The 18,808-nt window shown below is 67.8% G+C and carries 19 protein-coding genes; 9 read left to right on the plus strand and 10 right to left on the minus strand.

Annotated elements, in window-relative coordinates:
- Nucleotides 1-75: 75 nt before the first annotated feature.
- The 3 genes from BLU38_RS15885 to dcd all read left to right on the plus strand — a co-directional run bounded on the left by BLU38_RS15885 (nt 76) and on the right by dcd (nt 3,506).
- Nucleotides 76-1,758, plus strand: a complete 1,683-nt coding sequence (locus BLU38_RS15885) for an FHA domain-containing protein (protein ID WP_091526339.1) — start codon at nt 76-78, stop codon at nt 1,756-1,758.
- Between the two features lie 70 nt (nt 1,759-1,828).
- Nucleotides 1,829-2,881, plus strand: a complete 1,053-nt coding sequence (locus BLU38_RS15890) for an RDD family protein (protein ID WP_172836159.1) — start codon at nt 1,829-1,831, stop codon at nt 2,879-2,881.
- A gap of 49 nt (nt 2,882-2,930) precedes the next feature.
- A complete protein-coding gene (gene dcd / locus BLU38_RS15895) occupies nt 2,931-3,506 on the plus strand; it encodes a dCTP deaminase (protein ID WP_091526343.1) in 576 nt (191 codons plus the stop codon).
- Nucleotides 3,507-3,549: 43 nt separating this feature from the next.
- On the opposite strand, the gene BLU38_RS15900 is transcribed toward dcd, so the two are convergent.
- The 4 genes from BLU38_RS15900 to BLU38_RS15915 all read right to left on the minus strand — a co-directional run bounded on the left by BLU38_RS15900 (nt 3,550) and on the right by BLU38_RS15915 (nt 7,845).
- Nucleotides 3,550-3,813 (minus strand): hypothetical protein, encoded by a 264-nt coding sequence (locus BLU38_RS15900; RefSeq protein WP_091526345.1) that lies wholly within the window; start codon nt 3,811-3,813, stop codon nt 3,550-3,552.
- 150 nt (nt 3,814-3,963) lie between these two features.
- Nucleotides 3,964-4,755, minus strand: coding sequence for a DUF4097 family beta strand repeat-containing protein (locus BLU38_RS15905; protein WP_157683496.1), 792 nt, complete (start codon nt 4,753-4,755; stop codon nt 3,964-3,966).
- Nucleotides 4,752-5,435, minus strand: coding sequence for a hypothetical protein (locus tag BLU38_RS15910; protein WP_157683497.1), 684 nt, complete (start codon nt 5,433-5,435; stop codon nt 4,752-4,754). The genes BLU38_RS15905 and BLU38_RS15910 overlap by 4 nt, the downstream gene beginning before the upstream one ends.
- A gap of 136 nt (nt 5,436-5,571) precedes the next feature.
- Complete coding sequence (locus BLU38_RS15915) at nt 5,572-7,845, minus strand: (Fe-S)-binding protein (RefSeq protein WP_091526351.1); 2,274 nt, start codon at nt 7,843-7,845, stop codon at nt 5,572-5,574.
- Between the two features lie 99 nt (nt 7,846-7,944).
- On the opposite strand from BLU38_RS15915, the gene BLU38_RS15920 reads away from it, so the two are divergent.
- Together BLU38_RS15920 and BLU38_RS15925 are read left to right on the plus strand one after the other, a co-directional pair.
- Entirely contained in the window at nt 7,945-8,805 is an 861-nt protein-coding gene (locus tag BLU38_RS15920; RefSeq protein WP_157683498.1) for an NAD-dependent epimerase/dehydratase family protein, read from the plus strand.
- 66 nt (nt 8,806-8,871) lie between these two features.
- Entirely contained in the window at nt 8,872-9,855 is a 984-nt protein-coding gene (locus BLU38_RS15925) for an aldo/keto reductase (RefSeq protein ID WP_091526356.1), read from the plus strand.
- 15 nt (nt 9,856-9,870) lie between these two features.
- Here the strand turns inward: BLU38_RS15925 and BLU38_RS15930 are convergent, their stop codons facing one another.
- Nucleotides 9,871-10,971: an oxidoreductase gene (locus tag BLU38_RS15930; protein ID WP_091526358.1), complete on the minus strand. Its 1,101-nt coding sequence runs from the start codon at nt 10,969-10,971 to the stop codon at nt 9,871-9,873.
- Between the two features lie 71 nt (nt 10,972-11,042).
- Between BLU38_RS15930 and BLU38_RS15935 the strand changes: the two genes are divergently transcribed.
- Nucleotides 11,043-11,384, plus strand: a complete 342-nt coding sequence (locus BLU38_RS15935; protein WP_091526360.1) for a MerR family transcriptional regulator — start codon at nt 11,043-11,045, stop codon at nt 11,382-11,384.
- 14 nt (nt 11,385-11,398) lie between these two features.
- Here BLU38_RS15935 and BLU38_RS15940 read toward each other — a convergent pair whose 3' ends face one another.
- Nucleotides 11,399-12,685 carry a lactate racemase domain-containing protein gene (locus BLU38_RS15940; RefSeq protein ID WP_091526362.1) on the minus strand — a complete coding sequence of 429 codons (1,287 nt, stop codon included), beginning with the start codon at nt 12,683-12,685 and terminating at the stop codon, nt 11,399-11,401.
- A gap of 103 nt (nt 12,686-12,788) precedes the next feature.
- On the opposite strand from BLU38_RS15940, the gene BLU38_RS15945 reads away from it, so the two are divergent.
- Nucleotides 12,789-13,727: a phosphotransferase family protein gene (locus BLU38_RS15945; RefSeq protein ID WP_157683499.1), complete on the plus strand. Its 939-nt coding sequence runs from the start codon at nt 12,789-12,791 to the stop codon at nt 13,725-13,727.
- Between the two features lie 76 nt (nt 13,728-13,803).
- On the opposite strand, the gene BLU38_RS15950 is transcribed toward BLU38_RS15945, so the two are convergent.
- Nucleotides 13,804-14,358 (minus strand): alpha/beta fold hydrolase, encoded by a 555-nt coding sequence (locus tag BLU38_RS15950; protein WP_157683500.1) that lies wholly within the window; start codon nt 14,356-14,358, stop codon nt 13,804-13,806.
- Between the two features lie 76 nt (nt 14,359-14,434).
- On the opposite strand from BLU38_RS15950, the gene BLU38_RS15955 reads away from it, so the two are divergent.
- Complete coding sequence (locus BLU38_RS15955; RefSeq protein WP_157683501.1) at nt 14,435-15,931, plus strand: S10 family peptidase; 1,497 nt, start codon at nt 14,435-14,437, stop codon at nt 15,929-15,931.
- A 112-nt stretch (nt 15,932-16,043) separates the two neighbouring features.
- Here BLU38_RS15955 and BLU38_RS15960 read toward each other — a convergent pair whose 3' ends face one another.
- The gene (locus tag BLU38_RS15960) at nt 16,044-16,481 is read right to left on the minus strand and encodes a GNAT family N-acetyltransferase (RefSeq protein ID WP_091526368.1); all 438 of its coding nucleotides are present in this window, start codon (nt 16,479-16,481) and stop codon (nt 16,044-16,046) included.
- A gap of 25 nt (nt 16,482-16,506) precedes the next feature.
- Nucleotides 16,507-16,716 carry a hypothetical protein gene (locus BLU38_RS15965; RefSeq protein ID WP_091526370.1) on the minus strand — a complete coding sequence of 70 codons (210 nt, stop codon included), beginning with the start codon at nt 16,714-16,716 and terminating at the stop codon, nt 16,507-16,509.
- Nucleotides 16,717-16,948: 232 nt separating this feature from the next.
- Between BLU38_RS15965 and BLU38_RS15970 the strand changes: the two genes are divergently transcribed.
- On the plus strand, nt 16,949-18,142 hold the full coding sequence (locus BLU38_RS15970) for an MFS transporter (protein ID WP_197679738.1): 1,194 nt from the start codon (nt 16,949-16,951) through the stop codon (nt 18,140-18,142).
- A 60-nt stretch (nt 18,143-18,202) separates the two neighbouring features.
- Here BLU38_RS15970 and BLU38_RS15975 read toward each other — a convergent pair whose 3' ends face one another.
- A complete protein-coding gene (locus BLU38_RS15975; protein ID WP_157683502.1) occupies nt 18,203-18,673 on the minus strand; it encodes a GrpB family protein in 471 nt (156 codons plus the stop codon).
- Nucleotides 18,674-18,808 lie beyond the last annotated feature (135 nt).

The following is an 18,808-nucleotide window of genomic DNA, read 5'->3' on the forward strand; positions in this document are numbered from 1 at the left end:
TGGACGATGGAACGCGCATCAAAGCCTCCGGACGATGCAGGCATGTTCGGTGGAGACAGGACGAGGGGCGGACCGATGACACAGAAGGAATCGACCGGCACGGCTCCGGCGGCGAACGCACCGCACTGGACCAGTCGGTGGCGGGCGACCTATCGGCAGGGCGACTGGCTGGTGCTCTCCGGCCCGACGTCGCTGGTGGTGATGCAGCCTGCCGCCCCGCAGTGGTCGGAGCTGATCAACGCCATCTGGGAAGACGTTCTCGCGGCCGGCTCGATGGCCGATCTGGCGACCCGGCTGACCGACTTCCGGCTGGACGGGATGCCAGACTTCGCCGCGCTGTTCTGGGAGCGTGACCAGATGCGTTCGCTGGTCCGTGGCGCCGTCCGGCTGGTCGACCCGGACACCGGACGACAGGTGGCGTCCGGCGATGGCGTCCAGACCTGGACCGAGGTCGGGCTCGGCGACCTGCAACAGGTTGAGGTGCAGGCCGGCGACCAATCCGACGCCGAACAGCTCGAACTGCCGCTGGTGATCGGCGCGGTGAACGCCTCCCGCGTGCTGCTGGACGCCGGCGACGAGATGCAGATCCGCTCGCCCCAGGGAACGTTCGTCGGTGACGTTGACGGTTTGGATCGGTTGGACGCCCCCGCCGAACCGGCTGCCGCCGAACCGGCTGCCCCCACTGGCGCCGGTCCGGCGGGTGGTGTGGAGGACGCCGAACCGGGTCGCCCGGCGCATGCCGCCGAGGACGACGCCGACCGCGCGGAGACTCTTGTCGACCAGCCGCCGGTACGTCCCGATGCTGCCCCGTCCGGTTCTGCCCCGTCCGGTTCGGCCCCGTCCGGTTCTGCCCCGTCCGACGCTGACCGGGCCGGCACCGAACGACCGGGTACCGACGACGGCAGCGCCCCGGGATCCTCGGGTGACGGTGAGCGCGACGATCGGGGACCGCAACACGCCTCGCACGGGGCGCCCGCGGGTGCAGCGGGCGGAGCTGCGCTGGGTGCCGCGGCCCTGGGCGCCGCCGGTGCCGGTGCTGCAGGGGCCGCCGCTGCCGGTGCTTCTGGGGCTGGTGCCGCCGGGACAGGTGCTGCCGCGACTGGTGCCGCCGGGACTGGCGCTGCCGCGACTGGCGGTTCCGTGGCTGGAGGTTCTGCAGCGCCGGGTTCGGGATCGGCCGACAGCGGCGCTCCATCCGGTCCACCGAATTCACCCCAGTCGAGCCCAGGTCAGTCGAGCCCGGGTCAGTCGAGCTCGTGGCAATCGGGTGGCGGGGATCGTCCGGAGCCCGTCGCAGCAGGATCGAATGCAGCCGGTCGGGCCGACGACGATCAGGAAGACGACGGGCACACGATGATCGGCGACAGTCTGCCGGGGCTCGGTGGCCGCGGGCGGACCGACGAACCGGCGCAGCGTCCGGTGCTCGGCGTGCTCCACCCGTCCAGCGGAGGAACCGTCGACATCGACCGGCCGGTGGTGATCGGACGTGCACCGGTGGCCAGTCGGGTCCGCAGCGACCAGCTGCCGCGGTTGTTGACCGTGCCGAGCCCGAGCCACGACATCAGCCGCACCCACGTCCAGATCGCGCCGGAGAACGGCCGGCTGGTCGTCACCGATCTGAACTCCACCAATGGGACGATCCTGGTGTTGCCGGACGGTCGACGGACCGATCTGCGACCAGGCGTCGGGGTGCCGGCCGAGTTCGGCAGCGTGATCGATCTCGGCGACGGCATCACGATCGCGGTCGACCACGGCTGAACGAGCCGACAACAGCAGAGCGACCGCGACACCGGGACCGGTGACGCGAATGATCCAGGAGGGCGGGCGGTTGAGTACGGCAGAGCCGGTACGAGTCGGTGGTCACGCGGTCGGCCTCCCCGAAGGTGTCTATCTCGCACCGCTGACACGACGGCTCGCCGCCTTCGCCATCGACGTTCTGGTGCCGTACGCGTTGGTGCTGCTGGGCGTGATGATCACCGTCGGCGACGGTCCGACGGTGCTGGCCGTGGTGATGTTGCTGCTCGCCATCGGCTGGGCCGTGTTGCTGAGCTGGATGGTCGGCACGAAGGCGGCCGGTCCGGGAATGCGACAGCTGGGTCTGCAGATCGTCGGCCTGCACGACGGACGTCCGATCGGTGTCGGTCGAGCCCTGCTCCGCGGGGTGATCATTTCGCTGCTCGGGCTCAGTTTTGTCGGCCTGATCGTGCTGTCGGCGCTGATGGTGGTGCAGACCCGGCGGCAGGGCTGGCACGACCGGGCCGTCGACTCGGTGGTGATCGAGGAGCGACCGCTCGCACCGCCCAGGCCGCGGCCCGCGCCGGCCGCCGCTGACGACGCTGAAGCAGCGGGAGCCACGGCGGACCGCACCGGCGAGCGGGTCGACCTCGTCGAGGACGACGCCGAGGAACCGGTGGCGGCCGGTGCCCGCTACGCGGCCGACCCCGAACCCGAGGCGGCTGCGGGTGCTGCGGCGGGCGGACCCGAGCCGGAATCGGAGCCGGAGCAGCAGGAAGCGGTGCCCAGCCGGGCGGCCGTACCGGCCGAGCCGGCATGGATGATCATCCTCGAGGACGGCCGGGAGATCGAGATCGGACGGCTGGTGCTGATCGGCAGGAATCCCCAACCGGGATCCGGCGAGGACGATGCGCGGTTGATCAAGATCCGGGACGAGGCACGGACGGTGTCCAAAACCCATCTCGCGATCGCCGTCGACGGCAGTGACCTGCTGGTCACCGACCGTGGCTCGACCAACGGCTCAGCGGTGACCGATCCCGACGGCGGCTATCAACTGCTGACCGCCGACGAGCCGTACCGGATCACCGATGCCGGGCACCTGGTCTCCTTCGGCAAACACCACGTCCGGATCGGCCGCCGGGCCTGACGGCCCATCCGGACTCGCCGCTTCCGGGGCACGAGGCTAAGGTCTCTCCATGCTGCTTTCGGATCGCGACATCAAGGCCGAGATCGAGTCCGGCCAGATCGCGCTCGACCCGTACTCCGCGGAGATGATCCAGCCGGCCAGCATCGACGTCCGGCTGGATCGGATCTTCCGGGTCTTCGAGAACCACCGCTATCCGCACATCGACCCGGCCGAGGAGCAGGCCGAGCTGACCAGGGCGGTCGAACCGGACGGTGACGACCCGTTCATCCTGCACCCGGGTGAGTTCGTCCTCGGTTCGACCTACGAGGTGATCACCCTGGGTGATGCGATCGCGGCCAGGCTGGAAGGGAAGTCCAGCCTCGGTCGGCTCGGTCTGCTGACCCACTCCACGGCCGGCTTCATCGATCCCGGCTTCTCCGGCCACGTGACGTTGGAGTTGTCCAATGTGGCGACGTTGCCGATCAAGCTCTGGCCGGGCATGAAGATCGGGCAGTTCTGTTTCTTCCGGTTGTCCTCGCCGGCCGAACATCCGTACGGCACCGCCGCCTACGGCTCGCGCTACCAGGGCCAACGCGGCCCGACCCCGAGCCGTTCCGGCAACAACTTCCACCGCACGAAGGTCTGATCCCCGCGAGGTCTGAACTCGGGCGGTCGGCCCGTGGAGTTGCTCAGAGCGTCCTCACCAGGTGCGGCCGTGCGCTGTGCGACTGCGGCGCCGGTGCGATGCGGTCGGCGAGCCGGCGCAGGGTGCTGGCGGCGCGATAGCGCAGGGAGAGTTCGGGGTGGGCGAGCCGGTACTGCTTGGCGAGCCTGGCGTGATGGGCCTCCTCGTACAGGTCATTGACCCGCTGGGTGGCGCTGTAGCTGTTGAGAAACGGGTCCTGTCCCGACTTGATCATGGTCTGCGGGACGTAGTCATAGCTGTTGATCATGATGATTCCTCGTTCCTGATTCAGGGCGTACGGGATCGCGGTCTGGCGGTTGACCCCGCCGCGAGCCGAGGAATCGGGTCGCGGCGTGATCAGCTGCTGCTGGTGGTGTTGATCATGATCACGACGAGAATGTTCGGGCGTCCGTGATCGTCAGGCGCGGTACACCGCGACGTCGCCGCTGGCCGTGCTGGCCTTGATCGCGACGTACGGCTCCCCTTCGGCGGGCTGTTCGGAGGCGTCCAGGTCGATGCGGACCTCGCCGCTGACCGAGCTCAGGTCGAGCCAGGCCGGCAGTTCGTCGGCAATGCCGACGCTGATGTCGCCGGAGGCGCTGCGCAGCTCGAGTGAGCCCGAGGCTTGCGGTACGGCGATGTCGCCGGAGGCGGTGTTGGCGCGCAGGGCGCTGGTCATCTGCAGGACGTGCACGTTGCCGGAGGCGGTCTTCGTCTGGAGCGGCATGGTGGTCGATCCGACAGAGATGTCGCCGGAACCGCTGTTCATCACCGAGACCTGCCAGCGCGGCTCGGGTGCTCCGGAGATGTCGCCGATCACGATGTCCCCGGAACCGGTCGTCACCCGGGCCTCGGTGGCCGCGGTGAGATCGACGCCGCCGGACCCGTTGCTGATCTTGGTCGCGCCGAGCGCGACCGTAGCGACGATCTCCGCCGATCCGCTCGTGACGTCCAGGTCGATGCCGGCCGGCATCAGCAGTTCGACGGCAGCGTCGGCGTTCTGACCGAACGGATCGTGCGGGAAGTCGATGTTCAGTCGGCCCTGGGACTCGTTGATCTGGAGGCGTTCGAGGTAGTTGGGGGCACCGGAGATCCGGCCGCTGACCGAGCGGTCACCATCGGCCGACTCGTGGACCGTGACATCGCCGCTGCCGAGGCCGGCCACCCGCACCGACGTCACGTCGTCGTAGTTGAACTGGATCTCGCTCATCGGACCCATCCCTTCACCTGGTTGCCGTCGTCGCCGTTGCGTCCACGGGGTGGACGGGGAGGTCGAGGGGGTCGCGGCGGACGCGGGGTCCGGGGCTGACGCGGCTCCCGTCCCCGGCGCTCGCCGAAGACGCCTCCGGAGCCGAACGGCCCGTTGTCCCCGAACGGACCGTTGGGGCCGAAGATCGCGCCGGTCACCTGCTCTTCGATCCGGCGGTCCAACCGGGACGACGACAGTGCGTTCTGGATCGTCTTGACCAGCCAGGCGTTGGTGGAGATGCCGTCGTCATCGGCGGCGACATCGACCTTGCGCTTGACCGATGCCGGCAGCCGGAGGCTGACCCGGACCATCGGCTGATCCTCGTCGATCTCCTCGGGCTCGTCGTCCGACTCGGACTCCGACTGCTCGGGAACGAGCAGGGTCGGCTCACCGGTCGGCTGGGGTAGATGAACGATGAAGCTGGGGTTGCCCTCGACAACCCGGACCTCCACCGAACCTGGCGCCAATTCGGCGCTGATCTCGGCGCCGGCCTCGGAGATCGCCTCGAGAAGCGCCAGTCGGGCCGACGAATCGACCGCAGTGCCCAGGCGTCGGGCGACGTCCTGGGTGTTCTCGTCGGCCAACGAGGCGGCATTGATGATGCCGCCACGCATGGTCTCGACGTGGTTCGAAATATCCATGACGCCATCATGGCACCATCATGGTGTCAAACACAAGGCCTATGGCGTCATCAGTGGCGCCATGCGGAGCCCAAGGGGCCCTGAGCCTGTCGAAGGGCTCGTACGAACTCTCGGTCCTATGTCGAGTTCGACAGGCTCAGGACCCTTCGGCAGGCTCAGGACCCTTTGAACGGTGCACCGACTCCAGCAGCAGCTGGGCGACGTCGAGGACCTCGACCGATTCGGCGGCCCTGCCCTCGGACTGGCGGGCGGTGAGTCCGTCGCTGAGCATCACCCGGCAGAACGGGCAGCCGGTGGCGATTGCCCCGTTCCCGCCGGCTGCGGCGCCGGGAGTCGCGTCGGCGGGGGCGTGGCCGTTGGTCGCGGCAGTGCTGCCGGAGTCGGCGATCGTCAGTTGACTGTTCAGTGCAGTAAGTGCCTCGTCGGTCCGGTTCAGGTTGATCCGGGTGCCGATCTTCTCCTCCATCCACATCCGGGCGCCACCGGCGCCGCAGCAGAAGGACCGTTCGCGGTTGCGGGGCATCTCGGCATAGGTGGTCCCCGGGATCGCGCCGAGCAGCTCCCGCGGTGGGTCGTACACCTGGTTGTGTCGGCCCAGGTAGCAGGGGTCGTGGTAGGTGATCGTCCGGCCGGCGACCTCGCCGGCCGGCGGTGCCACCGGGGTCAGCTTGCCCTCCCGGACCAGCCGGTTCAGCAGCTGGGTGTGATGCACCACTTCAAGATCGACACCGACCTGCGGGTACTCGTTCTTCAATGTGTTCAGGCAGTGTGCGCAGGTGACCAGCACCTTGTGTGCCTTCGCCTCGCGCAGGGTCTCGGCGTTCTCCATCGCCAGCTGCTGGAAGACGAACTCGTTGCCGGCGCGCCGGGCTGGGTCGCCGGTGCAGGTCTCGCCGTTTCCCAACACGGCAAAGGAAACGCCGGCGGTGTGCAGCAACTCCGCGACCGCCTGGGTTGTCTTCTTCGCCCGGTCCTCGTACGCACCCGCGCAGCCGACCCAGAACAGATACTCGGTCCCGGTCAGGTCCTCGACGTCCTCGCCGACCACCGGGACCTCGAACTCCAACTCCTTGGCCCACTCCAGCCGCTTGCGGGCACTCATGTTCCACGGGTTGCCCTTCTTCTCCAGGCCCTTGAAGAGCCCGTTCAGCTCGGTCGGGAACTCCGAGTCGATCATCACCTGGTAGCGGCGCATGTCCATGATGTGATCGACGTGCTCGATGTCCACCGGGCACTGCTGCACGCAGGCGCCGCAGGACGTGCAGGACCAGAGCACATCCGGGTCGACGATCCCGGCGAAGCCTTCCTCGACCTGGATCGGGCCGACCAGCGGCCGCTGAGCTTCCTCCTGGACCGCGGTGGCCAGCCCGCCGCGGGCCTCCTCGGCGGCCTGCAGGTAGGGCGCCTTGGCGTAGCTGTGGTCGCGGAGTCCGGTGATCAACAACTTGGGTGACAGCGGCTTCTCGGTGTTCCAGGCCGGGCACTGGCTCTGGCAACGGCCGCACTCGGTGCAGGTGGTGAAGTCCAGCAGGCCCTTCCAGGTGAAGTCCTCGACCTTGCCGACCCCGAGCGGGGTGTCGTCGTCGATGTCCTCCAGCTGCTCGAAGTCCAGCGGTGCGCCGTTGATCATGATCGGCTGCAGTGCGCCGAGGGCGGGCTTGCCGCTGGACTCCCGCTTGAACCAGATGTTGAACCAGGCAACGAATCGGTGCCAGCCGACCCCCATCGTGATGGTCAGGCCGAAGATCGACAGCATCAGCATCGAGATCAGGATCTTGATCGTCGCGATGATCGTGATCGCCATCGCCAGGCCGTCGTACGACAATCCTGCCGGCAGCAGGAAATTGGTCAGCGGGAAGTGCCAGACCGAGGTCTCCTCGCCGAGCAGTTGGAACTCGCACGCCCGCAGCAGCAGGACGCAGACCACCACGCTCAGTACGGTCGCCTCGATGTAGTAGGCCTGGCCGAGGTTGGAGCCGAAGAACCGTGAGCTACGGCCGCGCCGGAGATTGACCTGCCGGTAGATGATCAAGAAGATGATGCCCAGCAAGCTGAGCCAGGCGATGATCTCGCTGAGCCACTCATAGACCACCCAGTGGCCGATGATCGGCAGCGCGAATGCCGGGTCGAAGACCTGTCCGTACGCCGTGGCGAGGCTGAACAGCAGCGCAGCGAACGCAACGAAGACGAACCAGTGCGCGATCCCGATCGGCTTCCACTGCAGCATCCGGGTGTGCAGGATCGTCTCGGTCAGCAGGTGTGCCCAGCGCTTGCCCGGCTCGTCACGACGCCGACCGTCCAGCGACCGCCCGGTCCGCAGCACGGCGACGATCCGGGTGATCCCGTAGCTGAAGAGCCCGAAGCCGACAACGCTTGCGGCCAGGCTGAGCACGATCGCCAGAATCCTCATGATCCTCAGTCTTTCCTATCGGCAGCGATGCCCAGAGGTTACTCGCCAGTAACCGATGGCGCATCCACCGGTCACCGCTTCCTCCGTAGGGTGACACAGGTGCGGATCCTGATCACCGGCGCAGCCGGCAACCTCGGCCGTGGTCTCACCGACCGTCTGCTCGGACAAGGTCGGCATCGGCTGGTGCTGAGCGACCTCGTCCCACCACCCGGTCTGGACGACACGGTGGAGTTCCATCAGCTGGACCTGCAGATCGGTGCCGGATTGGAGACAGCGGCCCGGGACTGCGATCTGCTGGTCCATCTGCCCGCCTGGCACGGTGTGCACAGCGGAACCAAGACCGAGACCGACTTCTGGCGGCTGAACGTCGACGGCACGTTCTGGGCTTTGCAGGCCGCTCGGGCCAACGGCATCCGACGTTGCGTGTTCCTGTCCTCGCAGTCCTGGCACGGACACTACGAGAAGTACGGATTCACCAAGCGGATCGGCGAGGAACTGCTGGCCTATCACCACGCCCGACACGGATTGTCCTACGTCGCCGTCCGGCCGCACGATTTCACGCCCTGGTCGGAGAACTGGCCGCAGCGCTACGGCGTCCGACTACTGCACGGCGGCGTCGATCGCGACGACGTGCTCGACGCCGTGCTCGCAGCGATCGATCACGTGCAGCAGACCGACGACGCGGAACTGGTGTTGGATGCGACCCGCCCGAACGTCTTCACCGCTGATCAGTTGCAGGGCTGGGAACACGATCCGGCAGGAACGCTGGAGCCGATCTTCCCCGGCGCTGCCGAGGCCGTCCAGCGCTATCGGTTGGACATCTCCCAACGGCCGACGGTGGCTCCGGACGCCGGCCGGGCCGAGACCGGGTATGCGCCGTCGCGACATTTCGGCAGCTTTCTGGAACGGCTGATGGCGCTGCAGCCGGACGAGGCGCGAGACCTGACCTGTCCGTACTGATCAAAGCCCGTCCATATTGATCAACTGCTGACGGTCCGCTGACGGTGGGGCCTTAGGTTCACCTCCATGGACACTGCATCTCCTGCAACGGCACCGCGCAGTCTCGGTGCCGAGGGTTCGCCGGTCAGCGCCATCGGGTTCGGGTGCTGGGCCATCGGTGGACCCCACTGGCGCAACGGCGACCCGATCGGCTGGGGCGAGGTGGACGACGACGAGTCGATCGCTGCCGTCCGGGCCGCGCTGGACGCCGGCATCACCTTCTTCGACACCGCCGACGTGTACGGCTGCGGTCACAGCGAACGGGTGCTGGCTCGCGCCCTGAAGGGTCATCGCGACGAGGTCGTGATCGCCACCAAGTTCGGCTACACCTACGACGAGGAACGCCGCGAGTCGCCGGGCACCGACGCCTCCCCCGACTACATCCGGCGGGCGTGCGAGGCCAGCCTGCGCCGGCTCGACGCCGACGTCCTCGATCTCTACCAGTTCCACCTCGGCGGCGAGGATCTGAGCAGTGCCGCTGCGGTCCGGGACACCCTGGAGGACCTGGTGAGCGAGGGCAAGATCAAGGCGTACGGCTGGAGCACCGACGACCCGGAGCGGGCCGCGTTCTTCGCTGAAGGCGAGCACTGCAAGGCGATCCAGCAGGCCTTCAACGTGCTCGGCGGCAACGAGGACACCTTGGCTGTCGCCGAACGGGACGGGCTGGCCAGCATCGTCCGGGGCCCGTTGGGGATGGGCCTGCTGACCGGCCGGATGGATCGCGACACCACGTTCAGCGACTCCGATGTCCGGCGCGGCTGGGACTTCTCCGGATCCCACGGTGATCAACTCGGCAAGCTGGAACGGATCCGGGACATCCTGACCGCCGACGGGCGGACGCTGGCTCAGGGCTCGCTGGGCTGGCTGTTGGCACGCAGCCCAGCCTTCGTCCCGATCCCGGGCATCCGCACCGTCGCCCAGGCCGAGGAGAACGCCGGCGTGCTCGCCGTCGGACCGCTGAGCAGTGATCAACTGGCCGAGATCGACACCGTCCTGCAGGCCGCCGACTGAACAGTGGCCGACTGATCAGCGGTAGACGTCCTCGTGTTCCTTGACGTAGTCGACGACAGAGTCAAGATCGCCGGTACGAACGGCCGCGGCCCACTCCGGGTTGCCGAGCAGCGGCCGTCCGACCGCGGCGAGGTCGAACTCGCCGGCTGCCAGTCGGTCGGCGAGGGCGGCCAAGGAGTGCGGGTCTGTCGCGTCGCCGCGCAGAGCATCCCGGGTCAGGCCGACCGAGCCGACCGTGATCGCGGGGAGCCCGGTGAGCTTCTTCGTCCAGCCGGCCAGATTGAGCGGCGAACCAGCGAACGCCGGCTCGGCGAAGCGCCGCTGCGAGGCGTGGAACAAGGAGGCGCCGGCCCGTACCAGCGGAGTCAGCAGCTCCGCCAACTCCGCCGGAGTGTCGGCCAGCCGGGCGGTGAAGGCAAGTTCTTTGAACTGGGAGTAGCGGACGCCGATCGGGAAGTCCGGTGAGGTGGTGCTGCGGATCTCGGCGATGATCTCGGCCACCAACCGGGAACGGTTCGCCGGGCTGCCGCCGTACCGGTCACTCCGCCGGTTGGTCGCCGGCCAGAGGAACTCGTCCAGCAGATAGCCGTGTGCGGCGTGGATCTCGACACCGTCGAAGCCGATCTCGTACGCGAGCCGGCCGGCCTCGCCGAACGCGGCCAGGATGCGGTCGATCTCGGCCATGGTCATTGCGTGCGAGTTCGGAGTCCCGTGTTCGTCGATACCCGACGGCGTCCAGGCCGACTGCCCGTCCACCGGGTCCCGGCGGCTGCCGACGTGCCAGAGCTGGGAGAAGATCGCTGCGCCTTCGGCATGGACGCCGCGGACGACGGATTCCCAGCCCGCCGCAGCGGCGCGCTTCATCCGAGGGATGTCGGTCTCGTGGCCGGCGCTGGGATGGTCGACGAGGGTGCCTTCGGTCACGATCAGGCCGATGCCACCGGCGGCCCGGCGCCGGTAGTAGCCGGCGTTCTCGGCGGTCGGCACACCGTACGGCGAATGCGACCGGGTCATCGGTGCCATCACCAAAGCGTTCGGCAGCCGCAGTCCGGCGATCGTCCTCGGCGTGAAGAGGCCGGTCAGCGGACCCGCGACCGGTGGTGTTGTCGTCGTCATACGAGTACGCTAAAACCTGACATTGACGTCAGGGGCAAGTCTTTTCGGGGACGAATTCTCGGAGGTGTCGGATGCGGATCGGCGAGCTGGCCACGGCCACCGGCGCGAGCGTTCGGTCGCTGCGCTACTACGAGGAGCAGGGCCTGCTGCGCAGCGAACGCAGCGCCAGCGGTCAACGCCATTTCCCGGATTCCGCCGTCGACCGGGTCGATCTGATCAAGGCGCTGCTGCAGGCAGGGCTGTCCAGCACCACGATCGCCGACGTGCTGCCCTGCATCTCCGACGAGTCGATTCGCACCCCCTGGCTGGAGCAGCGGCTGCAGCAGGAGTTGCAGCGGGTCGACGAACAGCTCGCAGCCCTGCAGACCACCCGCGGTGTGCTGTCCGACGTGGTCGCCCGCTACCGGGTCTGAACCGGTAACAGCGCTCAGTCGGTGGTCGGTGCCGCGCCGAGGCGGAACAGCACCTCGCCGGCGTTGTCCACCACCAGGGTGTCGGGATCCCGCCGGGCCGCGTCGATGTCCAGCGTTGCCGGGTCGGTGTAGTTCAACGCGTGCGCGCGGGTCTCGTCCTCGCTGATGCCGGTCGCCAGGGTCACCGTGACCCGGTCCCGTTCACCGCCCTCGGGAGTCCAGGTGCCGGCACCGCGCAGATGCGTGGAGTGTGCCAGCACCCCCCACGGATGATCTTTGAACCGATCCCACTGCTTGGCGAAGTAGTCCCGGCAGTGGTAGCCGATCTTGGCGATCTCGGCGCCGTGGGTATGGCTGACCACCGACAGGTGCGGGGCATAGATGATCACCTCGCCGCCGTCGGCGACCACCGGCTCGACCTTGTACATCCCCTTGGCGGCGGTCCAGATCTCGTCGTACCGATCGGGAATGATCGAGATCACCCGTCGTACGGGCCGTTGCAGGTAACGGATGTGAGTGTTGGCCGACAATGCTGCCGCCGCCTCCCAGGCCGCCGTGACGTCACCGACGGCGACCCCGTGCAGGTCGTGGGTGCCCGACTGGACGACCACGCAACAGGCCAGCAGATTCGAGTCGATCTTGCTGGCCGCCTCGTTGATCATCGCCCGGACCGGGGTGACACCGAGGGTGCCGATGATCTCCACACTGCTGATCAGGGCACCGAGCCAGTGCGACGCGTCGATCATCTGCTGACCGGACACGCCGGGGAAGAGATACTTCGTGCCGCCGGAGAAGCCGACCACCTCGTGCGGGAAGACCGGGCCGACGATCAGCACGTCGTCAGCCTCGACGACGGCCTTGTTCACCGTGACATCGACGTCGAGGCTGAGTCGCCCCTCCGACAGCTCCTCGACCCGGGACGCTCCGATGGTGCCGATGCTGGTCAGCTCGCTGGGCCGCCACCATTCGTGATTGGCGATCTCGGCCCGCGGATAACGGGAGGCCAACTCACCGGGGCCGACCTCGAACATCTTCTCCAGCTGCTGCTGTGACATCTCCGGATGGGTGCCGAGCGCGACCAGCACCCGCAGCCGCGACACCTGCGATGCGAGGGCGGCGTAGACGGTGTCCATCAACAGCTGCAGCGGACAGGACCGGGTGCTGTCCGGGACGATCACCACCACGTCGCGGCCCTCGAAGTCCCGCCCGGCCAGCTGTTCGGTGATGAAATCGCGGACCTGGTCGGTGCTGAGCGCCCGGTCCAGCGAACCGATCGATGCTGCCTGCGGTGTGGTCGTCACGTCTCTCACTGTACGGCGTGGGCAGCCGGGCACGGCGCGCGGATCAGGGCCGGTCGGGGCTGATGAGTCGCGGGCTACGGCCTGCGGCTGTCACGCTGGGCCGGTGAACGGCATCATCGACGAACTCCGCAGCAGGAGTCTGATTCCCGGCGATCCGATCGGTTCCGGGATGGAGGGCGAGGTCTTCGCCGTGCAGCAACGTCCGGATCTGGTGATCAAGATCTGGCGGCGGCGCGATCCGGCCGACCTGGAACGACTGCGGTTGTTCACCTCGGGTCTGTCCTCGGCAGGCCTCGCGATCGCCTTCCCCCAGGTCCAGCAGATCGTCATGGCCACCGACGGTGTGGCGACCGTGGAATCGGCGGTTCCGGGAGTCCCCCTCGGCTCCGGTGGCCCGCGCCCCGTGGTCACCGAGGCGCAAGCGGATGTCCTGATGGACGCGCTGATGGCTCTGGCCGACGTCCAGCCACGCGCTGAGCTGGCCCTGCTGCCGCCGTTGCCGGGGGAGCAACCGTTTGATCCCGAGGCCGGATTCGGCGCATCACTCGCCGATCTGATCGCCCGCCGGCACCGGGCCCACGCCGACGTGCTGACGGCGCATCAGCCCGACGTCGGCAGGCTGGTCGGCGCGACGGCCGAGGCCGTTCGGTCGATCGAACCTGCGATGCAGGCGTTGATCCACGGCGACCTGGTGCCGTCGAATCTGATGATCGTCGAGTCGGCTCACGACGGTGCGCCGCGCTTGTCCGGTGTGCTCGATTTCGGATTCCTCACGGTGGTGGGCGACCCGGCCTTCGATGCCGCCGTTACGTCCTCGATCTTCGACATGTACGGCGAGAACGCTCGCCGTTCCGAAGCCATCCTGGACGAACACATCGCCGACCGGTTCCGGTACCCGTCGACGACGCTGGCGATCTATCGCGCAGCCTGGGCGATCATCACGGCCAACGCCTTCGGTGCCGACGGTGCCGACGGCCACTTCGCGTGGTGCATCGCCATGCTGAACCGTCCAGAGGTGCGATCGGCTCTCGGAGTGCGGTGATCGTGCCCGCCTCGATCATGCCAGAGTCGATCATGCCCGAGGCGATCTTCGGCGGGTGATCATCGGCGACAGCAGATCAGCTCGTGGTCCAGCCGATGCTGTCCAGGAAGTGCTCGGCGCCCGTCGCCAGCTTGCCCAGTCCGGCAGCGGATCGCGCCAGGTCATCGACCATCAGTCCGTGGTCGGCATCGGGGATCTCGACCACCCGATCGGACAGCTGAAACGCTTGGTCGGCGTCCCAGACCGGGTCGGCCGATCCGCCGACGATCAACCGTGGTGCGGCGCAGTCCTTGATGCCGTCGACCACATCCTGGCTGATCAACACCGGCGTCACCCAGATCGCCGGCAGCCCGTAGCGCGCCACCAACGGGGCCGCATAGCTGCCCAGCGACTTCCCGATCACCACCGTCGACGCGGGGTCGCAGTCCTTCAACACCGGCGCGACCTGGGTCGACACCCAGCGGGCGATCTTGTCGAGCTTGATGGTGTCGAGTTCCTCGAGACGCTTCCAGTCCAGAGCTCGAACCTCGGCACCGCGGCGCTGCGCGGCGAGCATCGGGAAGAACAGTTGCGGCACGTAGGCGCCATAGCTTCGCCCCGGCAGGATGACGGCGGTGCGTCGGCTCTCCATGACAAGATCATCGACCGTTGTCCCGATCAGCACAACCCACCGCACCGGTCGAAGGGGATCGTATTAGGTTGTGCGGGTGACTGACTCCAGCAATGACGCTTCCGCCGCGCGGCCGGAATCTTCGGTCGAGGAACGCTCGACACCGCAGGTCTCCGATGAGTTGACGTCCAGCACGCATCAATTGAAGATCGGAAGGCGCACCCTGCGCTACACCGCCCGGACCGGACGAGTCGTGCTGTGGGAGGAAACGATCAAGGATGACGTCTGGCAGGGCCGCAAGCCGCGTGCCCAGGTCAGCATCACCGCCTACACCGCCGACGAGACCGACCCACAGACCCGACCTGTGACGTTCGCATTCAACGGCGGCCCAGGCTCGTCCAGCGTCTGGCTGCACATGGGGCTGCTCGGACCGAAGCGGGTGATCATGGGCGACGCCGGCAACCTGCAGCCCCCGCCGTACGACGTCGCCGACAATCCGCAATCCTTGCTGGCGGTCAGCGATCTGGTCTTCATCGACCCGGTGTCGACGGGGCGCTCGCGGGTGGTCGAGGGCGAGAAGGCGCAGGACTTCCACGGATTCACCGCCGACATCGCCTCGGTAGGGGAGATCATCCGCCAGTGGGTGACGGCCAACGGGCGTTGGGGATCGCCGAAGTTCCTGGCCGGCGAGTCCTACGGCACCACCCGCGCCGCCGGGTTGGCCGAGCATCTGCAGGGCGAGCACGGTCTGTACCTCAACGGGCTGATGTTGATCTCGAGCGTGCTCGACTTCGGAACCGGCAACTTCGAACGCGGCGGCGACCGCGCCCATGCCCTCTATCTGCCGTTCTACGCCGCCACCGCGCACTACCACGGCAAGCACGGCCGCCGGACGTTGAAGAGCGTGCTGGCCGAAGCCGAGGCGTACGCGGCACGGGACTATCCGTACGTGTTGGCCCGCGGCAGCAGGCTGACCCCGGCCGAACGGGCCGAAGCGGTCGCGACGATCGCTCGGCTGACCGGGGTCTCGGAAGACTATGTCGATCGCGCCGACCTGCGGTTGGAACACTGGCGCTACTTCGGCGAACTCCGCCGTAGCGAGGGTTTGACGGTCGGCCGGCTGGACTCCCGTTTCACCGGTCCGGCGGCCAGCGGGATCGCCGAATCGATGGACGCCGACCCGTCGATGGACGCGATCATGGGGCCGTACGCCGCCGCGTTCCAGCACTACCTGTACAGCGATCTCGGGGTGCGGGACAGCAGCCAGTTCCATGTCTTCGGCAAGGGTGTGATCGAGAAGTGGAGCTACAAGGAGTTCGAGAATGCTCCGGTGTATGTGATCGACAAGCTGTCCCGCGCGATGCGACAGAATCCGCATCTTGCCGTGCACTTCGGTTACGGCTACTACGACGGCGCAACGCCCTACTACGCGGCGGAGGATTCCGTTGCCCACTTGCAGATCCCGGCCTCGTTGCGGGACAACCTGGAGCACCACTACTACGAGGCCGGCCACATGATGTACGTGCACGAGGAGAGTCGGCTGCAGCAGAGTCAGCAGCTGGCCGACTTCGTCCGGCGCCGGAGCAACCGCTGACGGCCGCGTGGACCCACACCGTCGCACCGTTTGCCTACCGTCGCACCCCGCACACGCGGTGCGAAGGTACGCAAGCAGTGCGGCGGGGCTGGGGCCGGCGGCAGGGCGCGGATCAGTCGGCGGGGCGGCGGCGTTTGAAGTACACGGCCGACTCTTCGTATCCGATGGCCCGATAGAAGTCGCCGGCCCGCCGGGTCGCCAACGAGATGTGTCGAGCGTCGTGCTCGGCGAACGCCCAGTGTTCGTACGCCACGACCAGTTGTCGACCGATGCCGGCGCCACGGATGGTCTCGTCGACGATCAACTCCTCGACCCAGCCGATCGGCCCGTTGGCGTGGAAGGCGGGATGCACCATCCCGTAGAGATATCCCTGCAACTGATCGCCATCGGCCGCGACCAGTAGGTGTCGCTCGGGATCGCTCAGGATCTGCTCCAGTGATCGCTGGAACGCTTGCCGCTGCGGGACCGCGGAGGTGGCCAGCTGGGTCGCAAGTCCGAAGAGCTGATCGGCATCCGCCGACCCGGCGGGACGGATCGCGGGAGACTGCATCGCAGACGACATGGCCCCCAGTTGATCACAGCCGGTCCGGCGGTCGCCGTGCGAGGCCGGGGGTGAGGGCCAGATTGACGGCGGCCAGCATCCCGATGATCATCACGGCCAGCAACACCGCCGTCAGCGGCAGGATGTCGACGGCGGCCCCGACCAGCAGCGGACCGACGGTCATCCCGACCTGACCGAGTCCGCTGCTCAGCCCGAAGACGTGAGCCTGCTGGTCGGCGGGCACCCGTTCGTATGGTGAAGACGGCGCCGACGTCGATGATCTTGTCCTGACGATCCGCGCGATCACCGCGGCTCGCTGAAGATGATCTTGGATCGACGCCCGGTGAAGATCCCTGGAGTTGGTCGACCGTGTCCTGAGCTTGTCGACCGTGCCTGAGCTTGTCGAACGGGCAGCTGGAGGCGATCCTCCGGCAGGCTCAGCACTCCGGCGTCGTGGCATTGATAGCGTTCCGCAGGTGAATCACGAGACCGCCACCCAGCCGAGTGTCGCCGGCTGGCGCAACGCGGTGCTGATCTCGTTCGCACTCGGTGGACTGACCATGGCGACCTGGGGGCCGCGACTGCCGAGCCTGCGAGCCGCGTTGGGGCTGGACAATGCCGGTATCGGGCTGGTGCTGGCCGGCGTCACGGTCGGCTCCATTGCGGGACTGGTCGCGTCGTCGGCTTTGCTGTCCTGGTTGGGTTCTCGGGCGGCAATCCGATCCGTGTCGTGGCTGATCGCGGCCGGGGTTGCCGTCATCGGCGTCGGCGCGGGCCTGCTGCACAGCGTACCGATCGTCACGATCGCGTTCGTGCTGCTCGGCTTCGGCATCGGCTCGTTGGACGTGATGATCAATGTCGACGGTGCGGCCGTCGAACGAGCCGCCGGCCGGACCCTGATGCCGCTGATGCATGCCGGTTGGTCGGCCGGGTCGGTGGCCGGTGCCGGGTTGGGCGCGGCCTGTGCCGCTCTCGGTATCGACTTCGTCTGGCAGTTCCTCGGCGAGGCCGTGATCATCGTCGGCGTCGCCACCGTCGCCAGTCGCTGGTTGCCGGTCCGACTCGACGAGGACACCGACCGCGGCAAGCCGCCGGTCGCTGACCGGATCCGCAGTTGGCTGCGCGGTTGGGCCGACTGGCGGCTGCTGCTGATCGGCCTGGTGATGTTGGGCGTCGAGCTCGGAGAAGGATCGGCCAACAACTGGCTGACCCTGGCCGTCCGCGACGGGCACGGCAAGTCAGACGCGATCGCCGCGACCTTCTTCACCGTTTTCGCCATCGGGGAGACGACCGCCCGGGTCGTCGGTGGCCCGCTGGTGGACCGGATCGGTCGGGTCGCTGCCGTCCGGTCGACCACCGCGCTCGGCGTTGTCGGAGTGGTGTTGTTCATCCTCACCGACGCCTCGCCGTTGATCTTGGTCGGCATCGTGCTGTGGTCGGTCGGGGTGTCGATGGGCTTCCCGTTGGGGATGTCGGCCGCGGCCGACAGCGGCCCGAACCCGGCCGCCCGGGTCAGTGTTGTCGCCTCGATCGGCTACCTCGCCAATCTCGCCGGCCCGCCAGCGGTCGGCGTCCTGTCCGGTTCGGTCGGGCTGCTCAACGCCCTCTGGCTGATCGTCATCCTGTTGGCCGTCGGCTTCGTCGCCGCCGGGGTGATGCGGCCGAGTTGATGCGGATGGGGGTCGAGCCGGCCGGATCGAGTCAACACCTGACCGGCGGTCTCGGACTCGTCACCCGGACAGGGCCTCGCGAACGAAGTCGGCCTTGCGGGCGGTGTACTCGCCCCAGTTGTCGGTGTCTGCCGCGATGGCTAGTTTGAGAGCCTGATACCGCGCGGCGAGGGCAGGGTCCGACCGGAGCCGGTCACGGAACAGCAGACGCCGGTGCCACTCACGACCGTCGAGATCCACTACGTGGATGATCACCTGGCGGCATGCGACGTCGGGCCAGCAGAGCCACGCGTGCCGGTCTCGTTCCCCTTCCAGGACGTACCCGTTCGTGGTGAGGGTCTCGACCATGCCGCTGTGGGCCGGTGGGGCGGTGCCGACCAGGATGTCCACGACGTCCTTGCTGGCGATCCCGCCGATCGCGGTCGAGCCGATGTGCTCGATCCGCGCGTCTGGCGCAGCCGTGGAGATCCGGGTCGTGTGCTCGCCGAACCGAAGATTCCAATCGGCCGGCCGCGGTGCCACCAGGATCACGGCCGACACAGTAGCTTCCCAGGGTCTTGCGGGAGTCCCACACGCTCGCCTCGTTGGGGAAACTTGTGCTGGGAGTATCCAGCAGCAGTTTCCCCAACGTGACTGCCCAGGCGAGATCGTGGTCACTCGGAGCTC

It is taken from the genome of Microlunatus soli (assembly GCF_900105385.1).
In the GTDB taxonomy this organism is placed as follows: Bacteria; Actinomycetota; Actinomycetes; order Propionibacteriales; family Propionibacteriaceae; genus Microlunatus; species Microlunatus soli.